This window comes from Bacteroidota bacterium, assembly GCA_013696965.1.
Classification (GTDB): domain Bacteria; phylum Bacteroidota; class Bacteroidia; order JACCXN01; family JACCXN01; genus JACCXN01.
Genome location: JACCXN010000093.1, coordinates 15956 through 42228, shown reverse-complemented (window position 1 = coordinate 42228; position 26273 = coordinate 15956). Strand labels below are relative to the sequence as shown.

18 protein-coding genes are annotated in these 26273 nt (G+C 34.2%); 7 read left to right on the top strand and 11 right to left on the bottom strand.

Going from position 1 to position 26273, the window contains the following annotated elements; translation table 11 throughout:
• Positions 1-334: 334 nt before the first annotated feature.
• The 7 genes from H0V01_14170 to H0V01_14140 form a co-directional block, all read right to left on the bottom strand.
• Positions 335-1582 carry an MFS transporter gene (locus H0V01_14170; protein MBA2584521.1) on the bottom strand — a complete coding sequence of 416 codons (1248 nt, stop codon included), beginning with the start codon at positions 1580-1582 and terminating at the stop codon, positions 335-337.
• Positions 1579-2493, bottom strand: coding sequence for a tRNA (adenosine(37)-N6)-dimethylallyltransferase MiaA (miaA, locus tag H0V01_14165; protein MBA2584520.1), 915 nt, complete (start codon positions 2491-2493; stop codon positions 1579-1581). The genes H0V01_14170 and miaA overlap by 4 nt, the downstream gene beginning before the upstream one ends.
• The gene (locus H0V01_14160) at positions 2493-3113 is read right to left on the bottom strand and encodes a hypothetical protein (protein MBA2584519.1); all 621 of its coding nucleotides are present in this window, start codon (positions 3111-3113) and stop codon (positions 2493-2495) included. The genes miaA and H0V01_14160 overlap by 1 nt, the downstream gene beginning before the upstream one ends.
• Before the next feature lie 41 nt (positions 3114-3154).
• Positions 3155-4588 (bottom strand): HD domain-containing protein, encoded by a 1434-nt coding sequence (locus H0V01_14155; protein ID MBA2584518.1) that lies wholly within the window; start codon positions 4586-4588, stop codon positions 3155-3157.
• Between the two features lie 7 nt (positions 4589-4595).
• On the bottom strand, positions 4596-5159 hold the full coding sequence (locus H0V01_14150; GenBank protein MBA2584517.1) for a Sua5/YciO/YrdC/YwlC family protein: 564 nt from the start codon (positions 5157-5159) through the stop codon (positions 4596-4598).
• An 81-nt stretch (positions 5160-5240) separates the two neighbouring features.
• Positions 5241-6410: a glycosyltransferase family 4 protein gene (locus H0V01_14145; GenBank protein ID MBA2584516.1), complete on the bottom strand. Its 1170-nt coding sequence runs from the start codon at positions 6408-6410 to the stop codon at positions 5241-5243.
• Positions 6407-10825 carry a translocation/assembly module TamB domain-containing protein gene (locus tag H0V01_14140; GenBank protein ID MBA2584515.1) on the bottom strand — a complete coding sequence of 1473 codons (4419 nt, stop codon included), beginning with the start codon at positions 10823-10825 and terminating at the stop codon, positions 6407-6409. Before H0V01_14140 ends, H0V01_14145 begins: the two co-directional genes overlap by 4 nt.
• Before the next feature lie 90 nt (positions 10826-10915).
• Here H0V01_14140 and tsaD point away from each other — a divergent pair, with 90 nt between their 5' ends.
• Together tsaD and H0V01_14130 are read left to right on the top strand one after the other, a co-directional pair.
• The gene (gene tsaD / locus H0V01_14135; GenBank protein MBA2584514.1) at positions 10916-11947 is read left to right on the top strand and encodes a tRNA (adenosine(37)-N6)-threonylcarbamoyltransferase complex transferase subunit TsaD; all 1032 of its coding nucleotides are present in this window, start codon (positions 10916-10918) and stop codon (positions 11945-11947) included.
• A 1-nt stretch (position 11948) separates the two neighbouring features.
• The gene (locus H0V01_14130; GenBank protein MBA2584513.1) at positions 11949-12623 is read left to right on the top strand and encodes a hypothetical protein; all 675 of its coding nucleotides are present in this window, start codon (positions 11949-11951) and stop codon (positions 12621-12623) included.
• On the opposite strand, the gene H0V01_14125 is transcribed toward H0V01_14130, so the two are convergent.
• From H0V01_14125 to H0V01_14115, 3 genes are all read right to left on the bottom strand, one after another.
• On the bottom strand, positions 12594-13460 hold the full coding sequence (locus H0V01_14125) for an alpha/beta hydrolase (protein ID MBA2584512.1): 867 nt from the start codon (positions 13458-13460) through the stop codon (positions 12594-12596). The genes H0V01_14130 and H0V01_14125 overlap by 30 nt on opposite strands.
• A 14-nt stretch (positions 13461-13474) precedes the next feature.
• Entirely contained in the window at positions 13475-15523 is a 2049-nt protein-coding gene (locus tag H0V01_14120) for a M13 family metallopeptidase (GenBank protein MBA2584511.1), read from the bottom strand.
• 222 nt (positions 15524-15745) lie between these two features.
• The gene (locus tag H0V01_14115; protein MBA2584510.1) at positions 15746-18901 is read right to left on the bottom strand and encodes a UvrD-helicase domain-containing protein; all 3156 of its coding nucleotides are present in this window, start codon (positions 18899-18901) and stop codon (positions 15746-15748) included.
• A gap of 149 nt (positions 18902-19050) precedes the next feature.
• Here H0V01_14115 and H0V01_14110 point away from each other — a divergent pair, with 149 nt between their 5' ends.
• From H0V01_14110 to H0V01_14100, 3 genes are all read left to right on the top strand, one after another.
• On the top strand, positions 19051-21198 hold the full coding sequence (locus tag H0V01_14110; protein MBA2584509.1) for a S8 family peptidase: 2148 nt from the start codon (positions 19051-19053) through the stop codon (positions 21196-21198).
• A 254-nt stretch (positions 21199-21452) separates the two neighbouring features.
• Entirely contained in the window at positions 21453-21848 is a 396-nt protein-coding gene (locus H0V01_14105; GenBank protein ID MBA2584508.1) for a hypothetical protein, read from the top strand.
• Positions 21849-21852: 4 nt separating this feature from the next.
• Positions 21853-23316, top strand: coding sequence for a hypothetical protein (locus H0V01_14100; GenBank protein MBA2584507.1), 1464 nt, complete (start codon positions 21853-21855; stop codon positions 23314-23316).
• A 124-nt stretch (positions 23317-23440) separates the two neighbouring features.
• On the opposite strand, the gene H0V01_14095 is transcribed toward H0V01_14100, so the two are convergent.
• Positions 23441-24910: an NAD(P)/FAD-dependent oxidoreductase gene (locus H0V01_14095; protein MBA2584506.1), complete on the bottom strand. Its 1470-nt coding sequence runs from the start codon at positions 24908-24910 to the stop codon at positions 23441-23443.
• Between the two features lie 82 nt (positions 24911-24992).
• Here H0V01_14095 and H0V01_14090 point away from each other — a divergent pair, with 82 nt between their 5' ends.
• Positions 24993-25691, top strand: a complete 699-nt coding sequence (locus tag H0V01_14090) for a hypothetical protein (GenBank protein ID MBA2584505.1) — start codon at positions 24993-24995, stop codon at positions 25689-25691.
• 57 nt (positions 25692-25748) lie between these two features.
• Positions 25749-26267: a YkgJ family cysteine cluster protein gene (locus H0V01_14085; protein ID MBA2584504.1), complete on the top strand. Its 519-nt coding sequence runs from the start codon at positions 25749-25751 to the stop codon at positions 26265-26267.
• The last annotated feature ends 6 nt before the right edge of the window (positions 26268-26273 follow it).

Below are 26273 nucleotides of genomic sequence, written 5' to 3'. Positions count from 1 at the left end.
TTCGCTTATTTGCTAAAGTTTTTTTAATACTTAAATTCAATGAAGTTACCCCAAAAAAACGGGGGACATTCATTGGATTAAAGCTTTCTGCTGTAACTGCTCTGAAACATTGTTGCACAGAGAAGGCCCAGAGGACCACAGAGATTCCCTGATTTTTTTTGTGAAGTTTCATACCACTCTGTGCAACTCTGTGACTTCTCTGCGCTCTCTGTGTAATTTAAAAAGGAAATCTGCTGAAAATGCACTGTTTCATTGTTTCACAGAGTTCCACAGAGCAGTCACAGAGGAACACGGAGATTCCCTGATTTTTTAGTGGTTTAAGAAAAAAGATAAATTAAATTTTAATTAAGCCAGATTTAAGCCTTTTTTCATAATCAAGCATTACCAGGTAATACAAAAATATTCCAAGTCCATAGAGCACTGCAGTTATCATGAAAACTTTTACATAAGCAATTCCATTTTCCCTAAGAATTTTAAAAATTCTGGAACTAATGTACCAGCTTCCAGACCAAATTGTTGAAGTTAATGCACTGGTTATTTCCCTGTTTTTAGGTCCTACATAATTCATCATTACTTCAGAAGTCATAGGACCGGCCATGTTCATGAGTGGCTGTCGAATAACATAACATAAAATTGCAATTGGCACTGCCAGGGCCCAGGCAGCAAATAGTTCAGTTGTGGCCAGAACTACAAGTGCAAGTACTGCAACAGTTTGAGTTGCCGGAACTGCAAGCATGTAGCCGAATCTTGCTTTTATTTGTGGAACAAGTAAAGCACCAATAGCAACCAATACTGCGGAAATGGATCCATAAATTGCAAATTCATGGGAATCTACTCCATGTACATTAAAAAAGAAAATACCTATAAATGGAATGGTAAGTCCTGCCCCTGTTGCTATTACAAACACAGGGAACATAGCTTTTGCAATTATTTTCCAATCAAAGTCCCCAAGGTTTAATTTTTTAAGGTTTAATGGTTCTTCAGTTATATTTTCTTCAATATCAATCCTCATAATAAAAAAGATACTGATAAAGCCTAAGCCAGCAATAATTTGAAGAATTAGCATTTCATCAAAAAAAACAGGGTTTAGGGTACTTAATAAAAAAATTAAAACACCACTGGAAATTCCTCCGAAACTATAGGTTGCAAAACTCAAACTTATTGCCTCTGTATGGGTATCTTGCTTTGCATTGCGAAGAATAAAAGGAAGAGCTGTAATTTGAAAACATAAAAAGCCTATGCCCCATAACACTTGTGAAACATACAATAGCCATGAAACATGATAGTGAATTCCATAAACTATCAGAAGTGAAAATATGGGGATTGAAAGACTGGCAAAGATAAAAACAGGCTTTATTTTTCTTCCCTTTATAAACAAACCCATTGGAAAAGCCAGCAATAAAGTTCCAAGAAAACGATAGGAAATAAAATCAGCGCTCTGATGGTCTGAATATCCCTCTTTTTGCATGAATACCAACATAATTAATAGAAATGCAGAATTTATCATTTGGATAAACAATTCGGCAAAAATCAAACTAAAAATGTGTTTTTCTAATTTTTTATATTGGCTTATTATTCTCACTGATTTATATGCCTTTTAATAAAATCAAAAATTTTGGGTTTATCCCCGGCATCAAACCAGGTAATCTCTTTGTTTTTCCTAAACCAGGTTAACTGGCGCTTGGCATATCTTCGGGTATTTTGTTTTATAAGCATTATGGCCTGCTGCAAATCAATATTCTCTACAAAATAATTGATTAATTCTTTATACCCTACAGTTTGAAGTGCATTGTTTTTTTTATAAGCTAAAACTCCCCTAACCTCTTCTACCAATCCCTCCTTAACCATTTCATCAACACGCAAATTAATTCTTTCATAAAGTTCATCCCTTCTTCTGTTAATTCCAACATAAAGAATCTGAAAGTCTCTTTTTTGACTCTTTTGAGTCCTGAAAGATGAATAAGGCCTGCCACTGGAAAGGCAAACTTCAAGTGCCCTAATTAAACGTTGTGGGTTTTTTAAATCAACTATTTTGTAATATTCAGGATCTTTTTGATTCAGGAGCTCAGTTAAATGATTAAGTCCTTTAGTAAGTACCATTTCATTTAATTGTTCCCTAATTTCAGGAGCAGAAGCAGGAAGTATGTCAAAACCATTGCATACCGCATTAATATACAATCCTGATCCGCCGGTTAAAATAACGGCATTTTGGGTTTTGAATAGTTCTTTCAAAAGACTAATTGCATCCTTCTCGAAGGTAGCGGCATCATAATCATTTGCTATTGAAACTGTATCGATGAAATAATGCTTAACTGAATTTAATTGAATGGCGGTTGGTTTTGCAGTTCCAATATTCAATTCCTTGTATAATTGCCTGGAATCTGCAGAAAGAATTACTGTACCAATGTCCCTGGCAAGTTCAATGCTCAAATCTGTCTTTCCTACCGCGGTTGGGCCCAAAAGTACAATGAGCAGTTTTTTTTCATTCAACATTAAAAATCTTCGTCATTTTCGGAACCTTCGATAAATTCATCAAATTCTGCTTCCTCTTCTCCCTCATCAAAAACTTCCTCACCCTCCAAATGTTTAGAATCCTCTTCATCCACCCCTGTTTGGGAAAAACCTTCACTATCAGTCATATTATTCGCCTCTTGGTAGAAAAGACTATCATCTATTTCCAATCCGTTTTCCAAAAGATTTTCTCCATCAAGCTCACCTGGTACAAGGTTGATTTTATTGAATTGAGCAGGTGCAATGCCTGTTGATTTAATACAAACAGGGTATTGAGTCTTTTGATCTCCATCCACAATTTTTACCAATTCGATGGTAAAAGACCATTTTATATCAGATTCATATTCATAAATGAATTTCTGATGGGGATCTTCAATAAAATCAAGCAGTTTGGATGTTTTTAATTGTTCATATCCTATTTTCCTGTCTTTTCTCCAATAATCATCACTGGTAAAGAAAATAGCAGGTGATATACCATCAAAATTTATAGAGGCCTGTATTGCTGCATGAAAATTTTCAAATGTTTGTCCCGGTTTAATTTCTATATCTCTTGATACTTCTTCAGGATCATCAAAAGTTACTCTGAATTTATAAACAACCATATTTTCTTTTTTTTCTGAATTATTTTCAAATACTATATTGATCAGTGCTCAGCTTTGAATTTGCTTTGAGGTTTTATTTTCAGTCCCATTTCAACGCCTTTTTTTAACATAAAATTATACACTTCATTGTATTCATTTTTCACCTCTCCTTCTAATACCGCTTCTCTAATGCAGTTTTTAATAATACCAACTTCTTTAGATGGAGATAAACCAAAAGTTTCCATTATTTCTTGTCCGGAAACAGGAGGTTGCCAATTTTTAAGCTGATCTTTTTCTTCTACTTCCTTAAGTTTCTCTCTAACCAATTCAAAATTGGCTAAATATTTTTCAACTTTGTTTTGGTTTTTTGTAGTAATATCAGCCTCGCAAAGGATCATTAAATCATCAATATCATTTCCTGCTTCAAACAAAAGCCTTCGAATTGCAGAATCCGTCACAGTTTCTTTTGACAGAACGATTGGTCTTAAATGAAGCAGCACGAGTTTTTGTACAAATTTCATTTTTGCATCCATGGGTAATTTCAAATCCTGAAAAATTTTCGGAACCATGCGTGCTCCTTTATCTTCATGCCCATGGAAAGTCCAGCCAATACCTGGTTCAAATCTTTTAGTTTTCGGTTTTGCTATGTCATGTAAAATTGCAGCCCACCTCAACCATAAATCCTCTGTATGCTGCGAAATGTTATCCAACACTTGCAAAGTATGGTAAAAGTTATCTTTATGTCCTTTGTTGTCAATAATTTCAACGCCAAACAAATCCGTCATTTCAGGAAAAATTATGTGTAACAGCCCGGTATCAAACAATAATTTAAAGCCGGTGGATGGTTTTTGGGAAAGTATTATTTTATTTAACTCATCCGTAATCCTTTCCTTAGAAACTATTTCTATTCTGTTTTTGTTTTTTTTAATGGCCTCAAAAGAATTTTCTTCAATTTTAAATTTAAGTTGAGAGGCAAAACGAATAGCACGCATCATGCGTAAAGGATCATCAGAATATGTTAAATCAGGATCAAGGGGGGTGCGTATTGTTTTATTTTCAATGTCCTTAAGGCCACCGAAAGGATCAAGAAGTTCACCGAAATTATTTTTATTCAGGCTAATTGCAAGGGCATTTATCGTAAAATCCCTTCTGTTTTGGTCTTCCTCAAGGGTTCCTGCTTCCACATCAGGTTTCCTGGAATGTGATCGGTAAGATTCTTTTCGTGCGCCAACGAATTCAATTTCCAGGTTTTCATATCTTAACATTGCCGTTCCGAAGCTTTTAAAAACAGAAACTTTTGTATTTGAATCGATTTTCCCAGCTACTCTCTGGGCTAGTTCTATTCCGTCTCCAACGGTAACAATATCAATATCCTTGGATAGTCTTTTCAGAATAATATCTCTTACATATCCACCTATAACATATGCAGGTGCGTTAATATCCGCAGCCGCTTCAGAAATTAACTTAAATACAGGGTGGGATAAATGCTGTTTCAAAAAATAATTATTTCTGTAGGATTTTTATTTCTCCATTCGCTTTTAAACTCATAACTGAAGGTGATGAGAAAGAAGTTTTATTTTCCTGCTGCAAATTTACGACATAATCAGCTTTCTGCAAAATTGTTTCTGCCAATCCTGGAATAAGCCACTTCTGGCTTTTAGCTGCCATGGCTAAAGGAATCCCTGCCAAGGCCCTTATACCCCTATTGGAAATCTGCCTAATAATTTCATCCTTAGCAATATATATGGAAATTGTATGGTCTTGATTAAGAAATTCCTTTTCAAAGCCTGATGGCCGGTCATATTTAAGAATCAATGGTTTTGTTGCATTTTCAATTAAATCATAGGCAAGATTAGGAATATCTTCTAATAGCATTATTAATTTCGATTCATTCTCAGCAATTACCAATGATTCAATATCCAGAAGATTTTTTATTTCTGTTATTTTTTTAACAGCTTTATTATTAAAAGCATTGGCAGCAAGGATCTGTCCAATGGAAGATGTAAACAGAATAATTCCACATTTTTTTAGAATGTCTATGCATTGACCAAGTTCGTTATTGTCCATTTTTTTTTAAATTATAAAATAATTGGAAATTCTATCTTAATTGAATACCTGTTATCTCAGATTGCAAAGTTAATGAAATGATTAAACTGATTTTGTGATTTCTGAATTATATCCTGTTATTAAACCATACATGTTCATGAGTTGTGTTGAAGTATTTTTAGCACTGAAATTTTGGGCATATATTAATCCCTGCTCCACCCTGATTTTTCTCTGGTCTGAATCATTTAAAATAGCCTGAATCTGTTGGGCAATCTCCTCTGGGGCCAAAGGGTTAATAAGGCATGAAGAAGGTCCTGCTGCTTCGGGTAATGAGGAACAATTTGAAGTAATTACCGGCACTTTACACAACAGGGCTTCAAGAACAGGAATTCCGAAACCTTCAAACAACGAGGGGTAAATAAAAATTTGGGCATTGTTGTAAATAAACGGTAATTCTGAATTTAAAACTCCTTGTGGAAATATCACTTTATTTTGAAGCTTATTTGATGCAATAAAATCGGTAATAATTTTAAAATAATCTTTCCTTTTGTTCCCAATAACTACAATTGGAAGATTAAAATTACCAGGCAGTTGATTTAAGGCCTTAAGCAGTGAAAGTAAATTTTTTCGCTCCTCAATCGTTCCAACATACAGCAGGTAATTTTCTGGTAAATTGTATTTAATTTTAATCTTTTGGTAAGTGAGTTTATTTTCTTCAAAAGAAAAATAGCTTGGGTCACAACTTTGGTAAACAACATAAATCTTACTCGGATTGATATTAAAGAATTCAGTAAGGTCATTTTTTGTCTGAGTTGAAACAGCAATTATACTATCAGCATCCATGCATGCTTTCTTAAATTTCAATGCATACATTGTTCTGTCAAAGGCAGGATAGAGTTTGGGGTATCTTAAAAAAATAAGGTCATGTATGGTAACAATGGATTTAGCGCCAGAATACTTGATATTAAAAGGAAGCTCATTGCTAAGGCCATGGTAAATAATAGCCTTGTTTCTACTTATCTCTTCTGTTATTTTCCATGATCTCCATAAGGGTGAAATTAATTTACCAGTAAATGTTTGGGGGAAAATCAGCTCTGCATTCTGGGGTAGATCAGGAAAACAATTTTTTTTATTGCTATTGGGAACGGGGGAAAATAACTTATAGGAATTCTGGGGATAAAAATGACATATGTTTTTTATTAGTGTTCTGGAATAATTTCCCAGGCCGCTGGTGTTAAAAAAAGCCCTTTTGGCATCAAAAGCGATTATCATAATTTTACAGCCCCATCATTTTCAGTTTCTTCTACTTCAGAATCATTTTCTTGCTTTTTATCTTTTCGTCTAATTCGGTTTCGAAACTGGTTGTATAATTCTCCAAAAGTATTGAATTCAACCCTATAAAATAAACCCACACCTTGCGTATAATTGCTGTTTACATCTATTTGATTGGCGCCAATTGGTCTGTTAAATCCTTTTACTCTAAATCGTCCATCTTCACTAATTTTATATTCAACATTAAATTCTCCAACCATATTATTTGTTTGTTGCACTTCTGCCGCTGGGTTATTGGAAACACCAACATTTCCATCCAAAATAACACGATCATTGAGCACCTGAGTAGAGAGTGCAAATTCAAACTCCTGGCTGGAAATCTCATCACCCGGTCTATAATTAACACCCACATCAAATTCATTGCTTATTTGGGAAAGCCAATTGCTAAGTTGGTTAGAGAGCAATTCGGTGGAACTGGTTACTCCTGCCTGTGAATATTCTGCACCACCTGCAACATTCAAGGGGGGCACAAAACGATTGAGCGTTAACAATGCAAAAACCTGTTGGTTGAGTTCCTGTTCATTGTAAAGCAAAACCTGGAGCTGGCTTTTAGTAAATTCATCTGCTCCGGGCAGTTTAATATCAAAATGGATTTCAGGACTTAAAAGATCTTCACGCATATTTAACATTACATTTACCGGAACTCTTTTCCTTGTGGTATCAACAGCTATTTGCTGTCCTAAATCATGCAAAGATGTTCTTAATTTATAAATAGCATTAATATCAAGTTTTGCATTATATGGATCACCAGTCCATTTAATTGTGCCTCCTTTTTCAACCTTAAATCGTTTGTTAATTACGTTCATTAGGGTAAAAAGATAATCTCCTTCTTCAATTGTATATTCTCCGAATATGCTGAATTTTCCAAGGGTATTTATTTCCATTGTTAAATTTCCTTTGCCTTTGCCTTTAATTACATCGCCAATTTTAGGGTCAAAAATAATTTGAACTTCTGCATCTGGAGTAAGTTCAAATTCAAAATTCATTTTTATACCTGACAGATCAACCTTGTATTCGTCTTTTACCTTAACAATTGTTGTATCCTTATTAATAAATGTGATGAAATTAGAAACAGTTAATTCCTCTGAACCGGTTAATGGGATGTAAAAAACAGTTCCTTTTTCACTTTTTGCGGTAATATCAATGTTTAAATTTTCAACAGGGCCATTAATATCTACTTTTCCAGTAACAAAGGCTGTTCCGTAATATAGGGGATTGTGAATTTCCTGAGTATTCAAAACCATAAAATTTTCAGGAAGCAATGTTAAATTAAATTCCAGTTTTTCGAAATTGCTGTGACTTAAGCTTCCATTTGATATTGCCTTGTTTCCACGGGAATCAAAGAGGCTTAGGTTTTCAAAAAATATTTTATTGTTCTCTATACTAATTTCGTGGCTGAATGTATAATGTGTATTTAAATATTTGATCAAACAACCTGCTTTTTGCAGATTAATTTTTCCTTGGATTAAGGGTTTTGTGATTTCACCATTTATGGTAACCTTTCCGGTAGCCAGCCCACGTAAATCTGATACCCATTCCTCCAGGTATTGATCAACCATTTGAAGTTGCAACTTTTCAAGCTTTACAACCAAATCAATGTTGTTCTTCTTTTTATACGGAAAATAATTACCTGAAATTTCAAAAGTTGGAATACTTCCTCTTAAAAAGTGTCCATCCAGCACAATGGATTGATTTTGTGTATTCCAGGTTGATGAAATTACTCCATCACCAATGTTTTCCTTGTTTACACTTAACTTTTTGAGACTTAATTTTGATCCAAAAAGAACGTTATTGTAAATATCCGAAACGAATGCAATTCCATCAATAAACCCAGCAAGCTCAATACCGGATGGACTTGTAAGGACATTTAAATTAGCCAGATTAAATTCCATAAAACGCAGTTGCAACTTATCATCCGCATTGTTTGTTAATGTTCCATTAATTTCAATGTCTTGTGATCCAGTTGAAAATAGAAGGTCCTGAATCTTAATACTCGTTGAATCAAAGTATAAAGGGCTTTGAGAAGAGGCAATCCAAAGAGAATCAGAAATAAATATTTCGGAAGGATTAAGTTGGAGTTCAAATTTTGATAAGCTGTTAAATAAAACAGAACCTGTTATACTGGCCTTGTTTTTTATTTCACTCAAATTGTCCCACTTTACCTCATAAACCATTAACTCTTTCTTTGTTCGGGTATCAATCATGAAATTTTTCAAGGTTATGCTATCGCTCAAAAAGGTTTCGGCACATCCCAGGTTTAGTACGAAGATATCATTTTCGATATTTGAATTGATGAAAAAATGTTTCAATTCAATACCATAAAGATTAATTTGAGAGGAATGTCCCTTGAGTTTAAGTGAATTTTTTTCGGATTCAAAACTTCCGTATAGCTTGGTATTTTTACCTATTTCAAATTCTGGCAAAAACAGCTCTGTTATGGGCTGAATGTCTTTTAAATTAATGTCGTATGTAAATTGTTGTATTTTGTTTCCAGGAACTCTCAATTGAGGAGCTTTTATATCACTTGAAATTATATTATCAAATACATCTAAAATTGAGGCATACATGTATTCAATACTAAATATTCCCTGCAGATTTATTTCAGCCAGGTCCGATTTTAAATTTAAAACTTTATCTCCATTATCACTATGGGAATTCAGGCTTATTTTATTGATAAAATAGGATAAATCCATTTCTGAATAATATGTATTATTTACATCAATTGTACCGATCATATTATCCAGGGAGTTGCCTTTTAAATTGAAAACAATATTTGATGTAATATTGGAACTGGTATCTCTGTTTATTAAATTTAAATTGGCTAATCTGGCACTGCGGATGCTTGTTGTAAAAAGAAATTCAGGCAAAATTCCATTAAAGTCAATCGAGCCATCAAAGGACATATCCAGGTTTTCATCATCTACCACTAATGATCCATTAAATAATTCCTGAGCTATACTTCCTTTAAAATCGATGTTTTTATAATGATATCGGTTCAATTCAATCCTATTGATGGTTCCGGTTAAATCACCTTTAATTTCATCCTTTGTTATCCCACTTCCCTTAACTTTGGTAGAAAGGCTAATACTTCCTAATTCTTTAATATCCAAAAATTTTCCCAGGTTAAAACTTTGTGTTGAAAGCGATCCTTTGTAATATGGCTTATTTGTTATTGAATCAAAACTAAGAGAAATGTCAGAGGAGAGCTTTCCCAGGGCAGTGGTAAAGTCGCCATAAGCCACGAAATCATTAAAAAATCCAGAAAAATCTCCTTGGAAACGCATATTGCCAAGAAGGTTTATATTGTCATTTGTTTTAAGTCTTGTTCCTGTATCAAAAGGAGGAAGAGGAATATTATCCAGGTCTTTTTTGTTTGTTATAAATTGTTGTATGTTTAAATGCCAATATGTTTCATCAATTTCGGGTAAGCCGTTTATATTAACATCTCCTTTAAATGAAGTTAATTCCCCGGTTAAAATACGCAGGTTTCTTCCTTTTAAATGATCAACCGTACCTCTTACTTCTCCTGTTAATTCCACTTTTTTATCTATTCCCCTTAAATAAGGTGCAAAATATGAAACATCAGAAAAGTTAACTACAGCCTTTTGGACATTGTACTTCATGTTAACATTGGTAATAAAATCTTTCCAGTCCACCCAATGATCATATTTAAATGACAAAAAGGTTTTAACTTCACTCTCAGGAGTATGAATAAAAAGATTTTCCATAATAAGCTCAGAAGAACAAATTGAGGCCATGGCAGAAAGGCCATTAAGTATAAATCCACTTTTTTCCTTAAGACTTATGTTTTGTATTTCAGCAAGAATTGTATCGCCTTTAAATCGAATGTCGGCTAATTTCAAATTTATATTTTCAGCTTTTATATCCCAATAATTCACTCCAAAATCCTGTACAGGCATATTTTTATCCTGGTAACTAAACTTGGAATTTACTAATTCAAGGGAGGAAACATCAATATCCCATGCTTGCATTGATGAGGTGTCATTACTTTGAAAAGCATCAAGTAAAAACTGAAAGTTAATATGATCTTCCCCTTGCTTGAATTTAATATTTATTTCAGCCTGGTCAAGAATAATACTGCTAAAAGAAATCTTGTTTTTCTGAAAACTAAGCAAGCCAATATCGATCTTTATTTTATCAGTGTAAAGCAAAGTGTCCTTGTCTAAATCCTCCAAATAAAGGCCTTCAAGGACAATCGTTTTAAAAAATTCAATATCCACGCCTCTTACAGTTGCCACCGTACCTGTTTTTGCTGAAATCCAAAGTGCAGCTTTTGAGGCTAGCCATGATTGCGCTCTGCTGTCTCTAATAGCAAAGCTTAATATGGTTAACAACAGTATGACTGTAAGCAGTGAAAAAACTAATATTTTAACAGTTTTTTTAATAAATTTGTAGGTTGAATTTTTTTGATAAAATTATGCTTAATGTCTGACAAATCTATAATAATTTTAGGTATTGAGTCCTCATGCGATGAAACTTCCGCTGCCGTGCTTGCCGATGGCAAAATTCTTGCCAATATAATTGCCTCACAAAAAGTTCATGAAACATACGGAGGTGTAGTTCCAGAACTTGCATCAAGGGCGCATCAGCAAAACATTGTACCGGTTGTTGACCAGGCAATAAAAGCATCAAAAATTGATAAACGTAATATTAGTGCAATTTCATATACCAGAGGACCAGGATTAATGGGTTCCTTATTAGTTGGTGCCTCTTTTGCAAAAGCAATGGCACTTGCACTAAATATTCCACTTATTGAAGTAAATCACCTCCAGGCCCATATTCATGCGCATTTCATAATTGAAAAAGATGGATTTTCAAATCAGCCGGGTTTTCCATTTTTATGTTTAACCGTTTCAGGTGGACATACTCAAATAGTAAGGGTTAATAATTTTTTCGAAATGAAATTATTGGGTGAAACCATTGATGATGCTGCAGGAGAGGCTTTTGATAAAATTGCTAAAATTTTGGGGTTTGCTTATCCCGGAGGGCCTTTAATTGATGAGTATGCAAAAACAGGAGATGCGCAAAAATTTAATTTTACACATCCCAATGTTCCCGGATATGATTTTAGCTTTAGCGGTTTAAAAACAGCCTTTATGTATTTCATTAGGGATAACATTAAAAGAGATTCAGAGTTTATTGTAAAGAATAAAGCAGATATTTGTGCTTCTATTCAAAAAACTATTGTTGATATATTAATGCAAAATTTAAAGCAGGCTGCAATTGATCATAATATTACTGAAATTGCATTGGCAGGAGGAGTTTCTGCAAATTCACTTTTAAGAAAAACATTAAAAAATATCGGAGAAGAGAGAAATTGGAAGGTTTATATTCCTAAATTTGAATATTGTACAGATAATGCTGCAATGATTGCAGAAACAGGTTTCTTGAAATTTAAACACAATGAATTCAGCAGTCAGGAATTAGCCCCTGTTGCAAGATTAAAGTTTATTTAAAATGAATTTAAAGGCAAATTGCTTTATTTATATTTTTTGCATCCTGCTATTTCCTGTTATTGGGATAAAAGCACAGGAAACCATTAAAAGGCCAGTTAATCCTCAGCCTTTTTCTGTGGTTTTTAAAACAAATCCTCTTCCTATATTATGGGGACCTGTATACTTTACTTCAGAATACAGAATAGTGAATGAATTTGTAGTAGGCCCTAACCAATCTTCCCAGATAGGAATTTCCTTTCTTGGAAAAAGCCCCATTTTTACTTTAATTGACAATGCAATGAGTCAAAATGGCACGTTGAAAATTATGGTAAGGGGAATTAGAGTTCAGCTTTCGCACCGCTTCTATTTGAATCGTAAAGACACTTATGCCCCCGAAGGTTTTTACCTAGGCCCGCTTTTTTCATATTCCACCGCAAGATTTACAAATAAACATCTCAATATTTATAATGTATATATCCGTTCAACACACATTAATTTGAATATGATAGGAGGCTATCAGCTAATTTTGCCTGGAGATTTTGTTATAGATATGTTCAGTGGGTTTGGTTATAAGGAGAATACATGGGAGGAGCATACTCCTCCTACAATTACACCCATAAATACGGATGATTTCGGGCCAAGCTACAATTCAAATTTTAAAATTATCTTAGGTTTTAATATCGGCAAGGCATTTTAAAAACCCGCAGGTTTTATTAAATACTTTTAAAAAATCATTTTCCAGCACTTCAGAAATATAAGGATGTGTTGTTCCAAATGTATGGTCAGCATGCTCAAGAAGAAACAGTTCAGCAGAAGGCATAAGCTTTTGTAATTCTTCAACATCGGTTGCTAAAACAACATCATCGGCAGTGCCCTGAACAAGTAAACAAGGTATTTTAAGCATTGAGGCAGCTCTTGGAATGTCAATTCTCTTTTTGTTTTTAACATAGTCCTCAACAATCTGGTAATACATAGGCATCATTTCATTTGTTCTGAAATTTTGCACATAAATTACTCCATTTTTTTTCCAATATTCCATTTCTTCAGGAAGAAAACGGTTTTCAAAAGTACAAGGAGCTGCCCAGGTTACCACTTTTTTTATCCGTGGATCTTCATTGGCTTTTAACAGGCTTATACCTCCTCCGCGGCTATGCCCTACAAGAAAAATGCATTCCGGCTGTACTTCATCTCTTAAAAAAATATTTGCCTGCACCCAATCAATAACAGTACCCAGGTCATCAAGTTCTATTGAAAAATTATTGTTGGCAAAAGCATCAAGATCTGAAAACTCATTGGTATCGGTAGGCGTTATACCATTGTGGGAAAAATTAAATTTAACACATACAAAATTCTGGTTTGCAAATTCCCTGGCCATAAGGTTAAAATGTCCCCAGTCCTTAAATCCTTTAAATCCATGAGAAAAAATAATAACAGGTTTTTTCGAGCCATCAGCAACACAGGTAACATCAACCATTACAGGACGTTTATGCCTACCCTCAATCAATATATTACCTGATTTATAAATTTCTGTCATTTTCAATTAATCAGTTACCAAATTTTTGCTCTGTTATTCTCCTCACGATACATTGCATCGCCAGGTTTTACCCCAAAAGCTGCATGAAATTCGGGCATATTGGATAAGGGTCCTAAAACACGGTACATTCCTGGAGAATGTGGATTTGTTAAAATCATGTTTCTTAAATGTTCAGGACGCATATTTATTTTCCAAACCTGCGCCCAGCCAATAAAAAATCTTTGTTCGGGAGAAAAACCATCAATTACAACTCTTTCTTTTCCTAGCAGGGATTTTTGATAAGCATAATAGGAAACGCTCAAACCGCCAATATCAGCAATGTTTTCACCCAATGTTAACTGACCGTTAATTGCCAGTTCCTCTGAAACTTTGTAATTATTGAACTGTGTTACAAGCACATTTGTTTTGGCCTTAAACTGTTCCATGTCTACTTCCAGCCACCAATTTTCCAGATTTCCTTCTGAATTAAATTTGCATCCCTGATCATCAAAGCCATGGGTAATTTCATGACCAATTACAGCTCCCATACTCCCATAATTTATTGCATCCTCGGCATCAGGATTAAAAAAGGGAGCTTGCATAATTGCAGCAGGAAAAACAATTTCATTTCGCAAGGGACTATAATAAGCGTTAATGGTTTGCGGAGACATACCCCATTCTGTTTTATCAATTGGCTTTCCAATTTTATCAATCATTATTTTATGATGGAATTTTCGTGCCCTTAAAAAGTTCCCTACATAGGAATCCCTGTCAACTTTGAGCTCCGAAAAATCTTTCCACTTATCCGGATAACCAAGTTTTCTATTAAAAGAGGCAAGTTTTACTAATGCCTTGTTTTTTGTTTGATCATCCATCCAATCCAACTGTAGAATTCTTTCTTTGAAGGCTGCAAGAAGGTTATCCACCATTTCATTTACCTTTTCCTTCGATTGAGGGCTGAAAGCTTTCTTAACATAAGCTTGTCCCAATAACTCACCCATCACATCATTACTTGCAGCAAGAGCTCTCTCCCAACGCGGTTTCATTTCCTTTACGCCAGCAAGAATTGTGTTGTAAAAATAAAAATGTTCTTTTTCAAAATCAGAATTAATTTTTGGAGACACAAGGCGGTATAAATGCCATGTATTGTATGTTTTCCAGTCTTCTGGTTTTAAGGTTTTCATTAAATTTTCAACTGTATTAAAGTAAGGAGGATGGCTTACAATTATTTCATCCACTTTAGTTATTCCTGTGGCTTCAGTATAAACTTTCCAATTGAAAGATGGCGTAATTTTTTGCAAATCAGAAAGCTTTAACTTATTGTAACGCTTTTCAATGTCACGCTGCTCAGTTCTAGTTAATGAAGCATTTGCCAATTCCGTTTCAATCTTTATTACAGTTTTTGCTTTTTCTGCCGGGGCCTTGTCCTTTAACATTTCAAACACTTTGGTCAAATACTTTAAGTATTCCTTTCTTATATTTATAGATTTTTCATCCTCTTTTAAATAATAATCCCTATCAGGCAAACCCAGGCCTCCTTGTCCTGCATAAGTTATATGCACTGAACTGTTTTTTGCATCCTGGCTAACATAGAAACTAAATAAAGAAGATACTCCAATACTATGCAAATGAGCCAAAAGGGAAGGTATTTCATTGTTTGATTTAATGGCATTTATTTTTTTTGTTTCCTCGGCAAGTGGCTTAATACCATCCAATTCAATTTTCAATGTATCCATTGCAGTATAGTAAAAATCGCCTATTTGTTGATTGATACTTCCCTTTAATGCACTTTTATCCGCTGCTGCCTGGTCCAGGATTTCATGAAGCAAATTTTCGCTCCGCTTTTTCAATTCACTAAAACTTCCCCAACTTGATTCCGTTTCGGGAATAGGGTTGTTTTTAGCCCAATTGCCATTTGCAAAATGGTAAAAATCAATACGCGGATCAATGCTTTTATCCATTGATTCAATTGAAATTCCGCTTTTTTTAACAGGTTCCTTACCAGATTTATTCGCTAATTTAAAAGCAGTGAAAAACAATGCTAAAAAAAATACTGTAAGTTTTAGAAAATAGAGCTTTTGCATTTTTTTAATATTTAAATAATTTATCTTGCAATTTAATTAAAAAAGAATGCATCCCAAAATTTTTTAGCATTTTCAGACTTTTTAACAATTGAATTAAATTTATCCTGTATGGGTTTCTGTTTATGCTAAGAATAAACACTCGGACATGAAAAAAATTAAAAAAAACGAATAAAAGGCATTTTAATAATGCAAATCATCCAAACCAGAAATTTAGTAGGGGATTTACATAAGCTGTTCCACAACAATTTCTTCGGTATAAATCAAATATTTTTGGATACTTTCAAATCCCATATCAATCAAAACTTCCTGGTATTTATCAAGCTGATTGGAATGCTTCTTTAAATTTCTTTTTCCAGTTTTAAAATCAATTATTACAGCATTTTTATCCTGAATAATGACTTTGTCAGGGCGGTAAGAACTTCCGTCTGGGAGCAAAATTTCCACTTCGTTTTTAACATTAAGCAGGGGCGAAAACCAAAGAGCAATTTTTGGATGAGTAACTATTTGAAGTAATTTATTTTCCAATTTTACTTTTTCTTCACTTAGAATTATTCCCTCAAAAACCATTCGTTCAAGCACAGGTTCAATTTGAACAATTGAATTAATACGGGAAAGGGCAAGATGCAGCAATTTACCGTATGCCATTTGTTCATCCAGGTTTTCAATATCCCAGCGTTCTGGGGCAAGCCTTGTAATGTTTATTTTATTATTCCAGGGCTCTGAGATAATGGAATCCAATAAATAAGTGGAAGGATAATCTTTAGAAACTCTTTGCAGGGATGGTGTTTTGGTTCCAAAGGTATATGTATTACATTCACAATCCCATTGCCCGGCAGCTTTAAAATAATCAATAAAATAATTTGCGAGATCTTTGTATTTGGAAAGGGAACTTATTATGTAAAGCCTATCTTCTGGCCGTGTCATTGCAACATAAAGAATATTCATGTTATCCAGTTTCGATTTATTTACTTCTTCGCTATAAAGAGGGGCATAAACAGTATCCTCCAATTGCTTATTTGCAGGAACAACGGCTGAACTGAGATTAACAACGGAACTTTTATCTAAATTAATCCAGAAATTATCTTTTGAATTTTTGGTCCTCCAATTGGCAAAAGGGAATATCACTATCGGAAACTCAAGACCTTTTGATTTATGAATAGTCATGATATTTACAGCGTTTGTTCCCTGGGGAATTACCACGGATAATTTATCTTTTTTATCCTCCCACCATTCCAGGAAACTAACTATTCCTGCAGTATTACGTGCAGTAAAATTATGAACGCTTTCCAAAAAAAACTGAATATAACTGTTTGGTTTTTCACTTAATTCAAAAATCCTGAATATTTCCTCGCAAATTTCATACAAAGGCAATTTAAGTAGCCTAACGGAAGAAAAAACATATCCTTTTGCCGACAATTGTTTCTCCAGGCTCAATTGAGATGGCCTTAAAGCTGAAAGCGAATTATGAATTTCAGACTGATTTTTAATTTTGTAAAGCAAAACAAACTGCATTATTTTAGCCTGTAATCCAATATCAGCGGGATTAATCAGATAACTTAAAAAGTTAACAGCAAACCTTACATCTTTGGAATTATTAATTAGTAAACTCTCTGAAGATATTACATCAATTCCCTGTTCAATAAGAAATCGTGCAACCAAAGATGCTTCCTGGTTTTTGCGAAATAAAATTGCAATATCCTTTAATTTATATCCATCTAAAAGTGTATCATTTATTATTTCATGAATTTTTATGCAGTTGGTTTGTTCCAAGCTTAATTCAGCCAAATTTTTCTCATCCAAAAATTCCACCTGAACATACCCTCCCTGATTTTCTTTTCTGAAATTCTGGTTATGATTGTCGTAAATTGTTTGATAGCCTATGAATAAACCAGTTGATATTTGATTAAAAAATCTATTATTGAAATCAACCACTTCCATTTTAGAGCGAAAATTACTGCTCAATGGTTTTTCAATGTAATTTCGTTCAAGAGAAGCCTGTCTTTCTGCTATAAGTAAATTTGAATCCTGTTTATATACTTTAGGAAGCATTGCAAACTGTTCTACTTCCCCACCCCTCCAACGGTAAATGGATTGCTTACCATCACCAACAATCATGTTGAAATTTCCACCGGCAAGTGAATTATCAAGTAAAGGAAGCAGGTTTTGCCATTGAAGAACAGAGGTATCCTGAAACTCGTCAATTAAAAAATGCTTGTACCGCTCTCCTATTCTCTCATAAATGAAGGGTGCAGGCTCATTTGCAACTATCTCAGAAATTATTTTATTGAATTCTGAAATGTGAAGGATGTTGTTTTCTTTTTTTAGCTGGGCAATTATTTTTTCGATTTCATTTAGAACCATCAAACTATAAATATACTTGTAAATCATCTTTAACAAGAAATATTCAGCAAACCTTTCGCTCACAATAAAATCAGCCCGGTAAAAGAAGTCTTTCAACAAATCTTTAATGCTATCAATGTCAGATTTATCATTAATTGTAGCTTTACCTGCATGCCATTTATCCGCTTCAATGTTTTTTGCAACAGTGGGTGTAGGCTTATAGTTGTCTGTTCTTCTCTCTTTTAAGTATGAAAAATATTTAGGTATCCCATTGGCTCCTCCTGCAAAAGCTGCTGGCTCAACTCCTACAGAATCAATAAGCATTGTGGCTTCATCTCCAATTAAAGCAAGCTCATTTTCAAAAGCAGTTGTATAATTTTTAATCTGATTTTTAATATCAATAAAATCAGAAAGCTTTAAATGTTTGAGTTTTTCCAGGTATTTGGAACCATCATCCCCTAACATTTCCCCTGCAAATTTCCTCAGATCCCTTTCAATATGCCAGTCTTTTTCCTGGTTTGCTTTTGATTCTGTAAATTCAACCAGAACTTCTGTAAATTCCGGATTTACTCCAACTTTTGAAATGAGAAGGTCAACAGCTTTTGAAAGAAGGTTTTTTTCATCCAGTTCTATTTCAAAATTAACGGGCAAATGTAAATCATGAGCAAAGGTACGAATGATCTTATGTGTAAATTTATCAATGGTGCAAATGCTTAAATCCGAATAATTGTGTAAAATATGCGTTAACACCGCGGCACTTCTAGTTTTTATGATTTCCTCGGTAGTGTTGAGTTCTTTTACAAGATCATTAAGCAAAAATGCAGGAGTACCTTCTGGTTTTTTATCGCCTGAAATTATTTTAAGAGAATTAATAACGCGCTCTTTCATTTCACTAGCCGCCTTGTTGGTAAAGGTAATTGCAAGAATTCCTTTGTAACTTTCGGCATGTGGTGAGGCAAGAGATAATTTAAGGAATTCCTTTACCAGGGTATAGGTTTTCCCCGAACCAGCAGAAGCTTTATAAACAGTAAAATTCATTGCAATTTGTTTATCGGATATGTTGTAAAAATATTGATTATAATTAAGAATAACGCGTAGGATTGTAATTCTATCTTACTTTTACCAATACATGTTAGCTAATTAACTATTTATTTTCTTATTATTGTAATTCAAAACCAATCCTTGATATGATAAAAATTACATCCCTAAAAATAGCTCTTTTTTCATTCTCTCTTTTTTTATTCTTCAATGTTTCCTTTAGTTACGGGCAAATGGAGAAAAATTACCGTTCAGGAGAGTTAATGATCCAATTGCAAAAAGATCAAACACTCAAGGATTTCGAAAGCGCTTTCCCTGCCTACGAAATATTGGATGTTATTTCTGAAAGTTGGAAAATTTATTTAATAAAATTTGAAGATTCAGCAGCAAATGAAAAGCGCATGGTAGAGAATTTTTCAAAAAGCAGAGTGGTAGCAAAAATTCAACGCAACCATAAGGTGGAATTAAGAAACACATATCCTGACGATCCAAGTTTTGGCAGTATGTGGGGACTTAACAATACTGGTCAATCAGGTGGTAAAGTTGATGGGGATATTGATGCTCCTGAAGCCTGGGATATAACAACCGGTGGCTTGACAGCTACAGGAGATACAATTGTGGTGGCTGTTATTGATGGTGGTTTTCAGTTAACTCACCAGGATTTAAATTTCTGGAAAAACTATGGAGAAATACCAGGAAACGGGATTGATGATGACAATAACGGTTATATTGATGATGTAAACGGCTGGAATGCTTATAATAACAATGGAATAATTACTTCCGATAATCATGGAACTCATGTTGCTGGAACAATTGGAGCAAAAGGAAATAATACCCTAGGGGTAACAGGTGTTAATTGGGACGTACAGGTAATGGCAATTCAAGGAGCCTCTGGGAATGAGGCAACTGTAATAAAAGCCTATGGTTATGTTTTTGATCAGCGCAAATTATATGATCAGACAAATGGGCAAAAGGGAGCATTCATAGTATCAACTAACGCTTCCTTTGGCGTTGATTATGGTAATCCTGCTAATTTCCCTCTTTGGTGTGGAATATATGATTCTTTGGGAACACTTGGAATTTTAAATGCTGGGGCAACTGCAAATATTCATATAAATATTGACAATACCGGTGACATTCCAACAGCTTGTGCTAGCCCTTTTATGGTTTCGGTTACAAATACAGACAGGAATGACAATAAAAACAGTGGAGCTGGTTATGGGTTAACAACAATTGATTTAGGAGCCCCTGGAACAGCGATAATGTCAACAATTTCAGGAAATTCATATTCAACTCTTACCGGAACTTCCATGGCTACACCCCATGTTGCCGGTACAATTGCCCTTATGTGGGCTGCAGCTTGTACCGATCTTATCCAGGAATACAAAAGCAATCCAGGTACAATTGCACTTATGATGAAAGAATTTATGCTGAACAATGTTGATCCAATAACTGCGCTTCAGGGCATAACAGTTTCAGGAGGAAGGTTAAATGCGCATAAATCATTACTGGCAGTGGTAGATTATTGCAATTCTGCGCCCATGCCTATTGTTAATGGAGATACAACCTGTATTGGCACCTCCACAGAGCTTATTGCTTCTTCAGGTGTAGTTGGCAATGAAGTTCATTGGTTTAGTAATCCTACTGGAAGTCAGATTCACATTGGAGATACTTTAACAACACCTATATTGTACCAAAACACAACTTTTTATGCTGCAAATTATGATATCACTAATGCAACATACAGCAATAAAAAATCTATTTTGGTTAAAGTTGTAAATCCAATTCTGGCCCTTATTTCTGATACTATGATAGAAATTCCGGGTGGTACTGCCCAATTATGGGTAAACGCAAACGGATCAACTTATAATTGGTCTCCTGCTTCAAGCCTCAATGACGCAAGTGCTTCAAACCCCATGGCATCTCCTAATGCTACAACCACTTATACAGTAACAGTAACTGACAATGATGGATGTATTGGTATTGACAGTGTAAAAGTTACAGTGAAAGATATAACTTCCCTTTCAGGGCATAGTGCAATTCCTGAAGTGAAAATCTTTCCAAATCCATTTAAGGATGTTGTAGTTTTTGATTTTTCTAATAGCTTTTCATCTGGTGACGAGGTAAATCTTCAAGTTTATGATTTAATGGGTAAAAAAGTTGTACACGCCAAGGATATTTCCGGTGATAAATACATTTTAGAACGAGGTGAATTAACTGCAGGTATTTATTATTACACCCTTGAAATTGGAAAATTGAATATTGAAATTCGCAACAAATTAATCGTAGTTGATTAGTTAAAAAAGCATTGATTTTCACTGTAAATTCATATCCATTTTTACTATTTGGAAATAAAAACAGGCAATAAATTTTGTATTTCGAAAGCAATACAATAAAGAATTTGGTATAATTAAAATTTGAGTTTTGGATCACACGCAAATGAAAAGCAATTTTTTTTCATTACAATTTTCCTTTCAAAAATCAGTTAAAATTATCATTCCCCTTTAAAAGATTGATTTCTCATTTATTTCACATTAAAAAAATGTCATTTATGAAAAGTAGCCGATTTATTATCTCCATACTCTTTTTAATGATTTTTATATTTTCTTCATGCAAAAAAGCAGGCATAGGAGGCAATGTTGAATTGGCAGTGAATGTGAAACATCATAATACATTAATTCCTAATGCTGTAGTTTATATTAAGTATGGAGCAAGGGAATTTCCAGGGACTGAATCAAAAAATTATGATAATTCTGCAATATGTGGTGATCAGGATCATTTAACTGGTCACACGCATTTTAGTAATTTAAAAAAAGGATATTATTACCTCTATTCAGTGGGTTGGGACAGTACCATAAACATGACAGTTGCTGGAGGGGTTCCTGTTCAAATCAAGGATAAGGCAGGAGAAATGATCATTGAAATCCCAGTTTCTGAACAACATTAAAGTTTTGAGGCAGAGCCAATCATTCTATTTAATTGTTTTAGGACTGATTTTAATTATCGGATGTCGTGTAGATCCTCCTATTGTTAATATTTCAGAAAGCCATTATCCTAAAGAAATAGCAAAAATTATCCTTAGCAAATGCGCTGTTCCAGGTTGTCATAATAACATAAGTAAAGATGCTGCGGGTGGATTATCTCTGGAAACCTGGGATAAAATGTTTGAAGGCAGCAGAACAGGTGCAATTACAATACCTTTTAATCATAGGCAAAGTCCTCTTTTTTTATTTGTAAATACTTTTGATGATTTGGGTCTTTCAATGAAACCTACAATGCCGGTAAACAATACGCCATTAACCAGGGAAGAAGTTGTTTTAATAAGAGACTGGGTTGAAAATGGAGCCCCTGGTGCGGATGGCTTGGTGAAATTCAGCGAAGATCCAAAACTCAAAAAAGTATATGTTGTTAATCAAGGATGCGATTTGGTATCAGTGATCGATCAAAAAACAAATTTAATTATGAGGTATGTAGAGGTAGGGAATAAACCTCTAATTGAGGCACCACATATGATTAAAGTTTCACCTGACGGAAAATACTGGTACGTTATTTTTACTGCAGGTGATGTTATTCAAAGGTATAGAACAAGCGATGATTCCTTTGCGGGTGAAGTGTTTATAGATGCAGGTAATTGGAACACATTTTCAATAAGCTCTGATTCCAAACAAGCATATATTATTAATTGGGCTTTTGCAGGCAGCGTTGCTGTGGTTGATCTTGAAAACATGTTGCTCCTTAGGTATTACCAAGGACCTACAGAGTTTAAAACTCCTCATGGATCAACACTTTCTAAAGATAACAAAACCCTTTATATCACTGCCCAAGATGGGAATTTTATTATTAAAGTTGACATCCAAAACATTAATTTTCCTGAAGTAACTCATATATCTTTAGACAACAATCCTATAAACTCTATGAGTAGTTTGGATCCCCATGAAATTGAAATATCTCCTGATGGGACTAAATATTATGTTATTTGTCAGAAAACAAATGAAATAAGAGTAATGGATGTGGCAACAGATGAGCTTCTAACGGTTATTCCCACGGGAGTTTTCCCACAGGAGTTAATGTTTTCAAAAACTTCTGATTATGCCTTTATAAGCTGTACTGAAGATACCCAGACATTCCCTGGAGAAAGAGGTTCTGTTACGGTTATCAATTACAAATCAAACACCTTTGTAAAGCATATTTATACTGGGCATCAGCCTCATGGAATTGCTGTTGATGATAAAAGCAAACAAGTTTATGTTGCACACCGCAATCAGAATACTTCAGGTCCTGCACCACATCATAGCACTTATTGTGGAGGAAGAAACGGATACATGACAATTATTGATATGAATAGGTTGGAGCTACTTTCTTCTAAAAGGTACGAATTATCGGTTGATCCTTATTTTATTGACATCCGAGATTAAATCTTAAAAAAAAACGCTTTAGAATTTTCCTTAGGCATTCTGAGTTTAATAAACATAACCCTTCCAAAAAGTTATTAAAACTTTACATTTTCTTTTAAAACATATTAATAATCAGTGAAATAATTTAAAGTGGAGAACAAACACCATTTTCACAACGGTAACATTGTAGTTTGTCTTTAAATACAGAGGCTTTAAAAATCGATTTTCCTTTAAGCATTCTAAAACATTCCTGGATACCTTCAATAATGGAAGGATGAGGATGCATTAAATTTGTTATCTCATCAATTCCTTTATTCATTGAAATCAATAGTGCCACTGCTTGAATGGCACTTGAGGCATGTTCTCCAACAGCACGCATTCCAAGGATTTTCATATGTTTATCATTGGTTACTAATATTTTAAAAAATCCTGTTGTTTTTCTCATAGCAATGGCCCTTGCTATGCAGGAATAATCATATTTAACCAGCTTATATGTAATTCCCTTGCTTTGGGCTTCCTGTTCATTCATTCCAACTACAGCAATTTCAGGGTTAAGGAACATTATTGTAGAAATATTATCATAAATAATCGGGGGAATAGGTCCATCAAACATTCTCACCACTGCATGTCTTGCTTCACGCTCTCCAACATTAACCAAAGCCAATCGGCCTGATACATCTCCTGCGGCATAAATGTTAGGAATACCTGTAAGAGTATCTGTTTCATGAATATATCCTGCTTTTGTAAGTTTCACACCTGCATTTTCCAATCCAATTCCCTCTACATTTGGAACTCTTCCAATGGATAACAAAGCCTTTTCTACCTTTATTATCTCTCTTCTTCCATCTTTGTGGGATATTTCGTATTCTACTTTACCATCAACTATAGCCATGCGTTCAAGTTTGGCCTCATTATGCACTGTTACTCCATTTTTTCGAAAATTTTCTTCTACCACTTTTGCTACATCTTCATCCTCAAAAGGGAGAATTCTATCCGCCCTGTCAATCATGTATACTTTTGTTCTTCCAAAATTTGAAAAAATGGTGGCATATTCACATCCAATAATACCGGCACCTAATATTACAATACTTTTTGGGAAATCTTCCAAATGATGAATTCCATCACTTGTTAAAATTATTTTTTCATCCACAGGAATATTTGGCAATTTCCTGGGCCTGCTTCCTGTTGCAATTAAAATATTTTCTGCCCAAATGGTTTCAATAGTCCCATTTTCCTTGGTAATTTCAACTTCATTGGCCGAAATAAGCTTTCCAGTTCCCTTTATATAATTAACAAAACCATTTTTTTCCTGAAGAATACGCAAATGGCAGCTCAATTGAAATTTCCTTTCAAAAATCGCTTCATTTACCGTTTTATTAATCTCCCTATAAGTTAATTTTTCTGTTATACCGTTGCCGGCAATCTCACGTACTGTTTTAATTTTTTCAGAATATTCCCACATTGCTTTTGAAGCCAGCGCCCCATCATAAACTCCAGCTCCTCCAAGTCTGGATTTTTCGATTAACAAAACTTTTTTTCCAAAGTCTATTGCTCGCATAGCTGCTGCATACCCGGTAGGCCCTCCTCCAACAACACATAAATCATAATTTTTCATTGACATTCATGTTTTTATTAATTCTTCGGGATAATTTATTAATTTGGTAGTGAAAATACTAATAAAATAAAAAAGATCAACCATGGTAAAAATAATCACGGCTTTAAGTATAACGATTGTGAGTGTGATTTCATTTTCATCAAATGCGCAAAAGCAGGTTTCCGAAAAAACCAAACTTATTCGTTATGTGCCTTTGGGCGATTCGTATACAATTTGCCAGGGAGCTAAATTAAGTGAATGCTGGACTGAATTACTTACGGTTAATTTATATAAAAAATCAATACCTATTGAACTTATTACAAATCCTGCAAGATCAGGATGGACAACAAAAGATTTAATAGAACGGGAATTGCCAGCATTTGAACTTTCCAGGCCAGATTTTACCACCCTGCTTATTGGAGTTAATGATTATGTACAGGATGTGCCGGCTGATTCCTTTAGGAAAAACCTTTCTTTTATTATTGATAGAATTCAGGCTATTTTACCTGATAAAAACAATCTAATTGTAATTTCAATTCCTGATTTTAGTGTAAAACCAGAAGGAGCTAAATACAGCAAGGGGAGAAATATTTCGGCAGGGATAATGCATTACAATGAAATTATTTTTCAGGAGGCAGCAAAAAGAAAGATCAGAACAGTAGATCTGTTTACCATTTCACAGGAAATGAAATACGACAAGGAAATGGTTGCAAAGGATGGATTACACCCTTCGGCAAAGGAATATGCAGTATGGGAAAAAATAATTTTCCCTGTTGCTTATGAGGTTTTAAAAAAGAAATGATTTAATTTTAAATTCTTGCAAATACATTAGGTAATAAATGGAAAGCATTATAGTTTTGTGGTTATGAAACTTCAAGACCTTGCTGATTTAGCTAAAGATGCTGAGAAAGCCAATAATAAACTTACTGCCAAACTGATTAAAACAACTCCAAGAGATCTTGATACAACAGCCCAAGCCCTTCATGAGAAAGCATTTGAAAAAATAGATTGCATGAGTTGTGGCAATTGCTGCAAAACAACAAGTCCTATATTTTATCAAAAAGATATTGAACGATTATCAAAACATTTTAGAATCAGGCCGGCAGCTTTTATTGAAAAGTATCTTTTTTTTGATTCAGAAGATGATTTTGTACTTAAAGATCCTGCTCCTTGTCCATTTTTAGGTTCAGACAATGATTGTATGGTTTATGAACATCGCCCGATGGCCTGCAGGGAATATCCGCATACAAACCGCAAACGCTTTCACCAATTATTACAACTTACGGTTAAAAACACTTTTATTTGCCCTGCTGCTTATGAGGTTATGGAGGGTTTAAAGAAGAAATATTTAAACCCCGAACAAAACAATAAGGATTAAATTTTT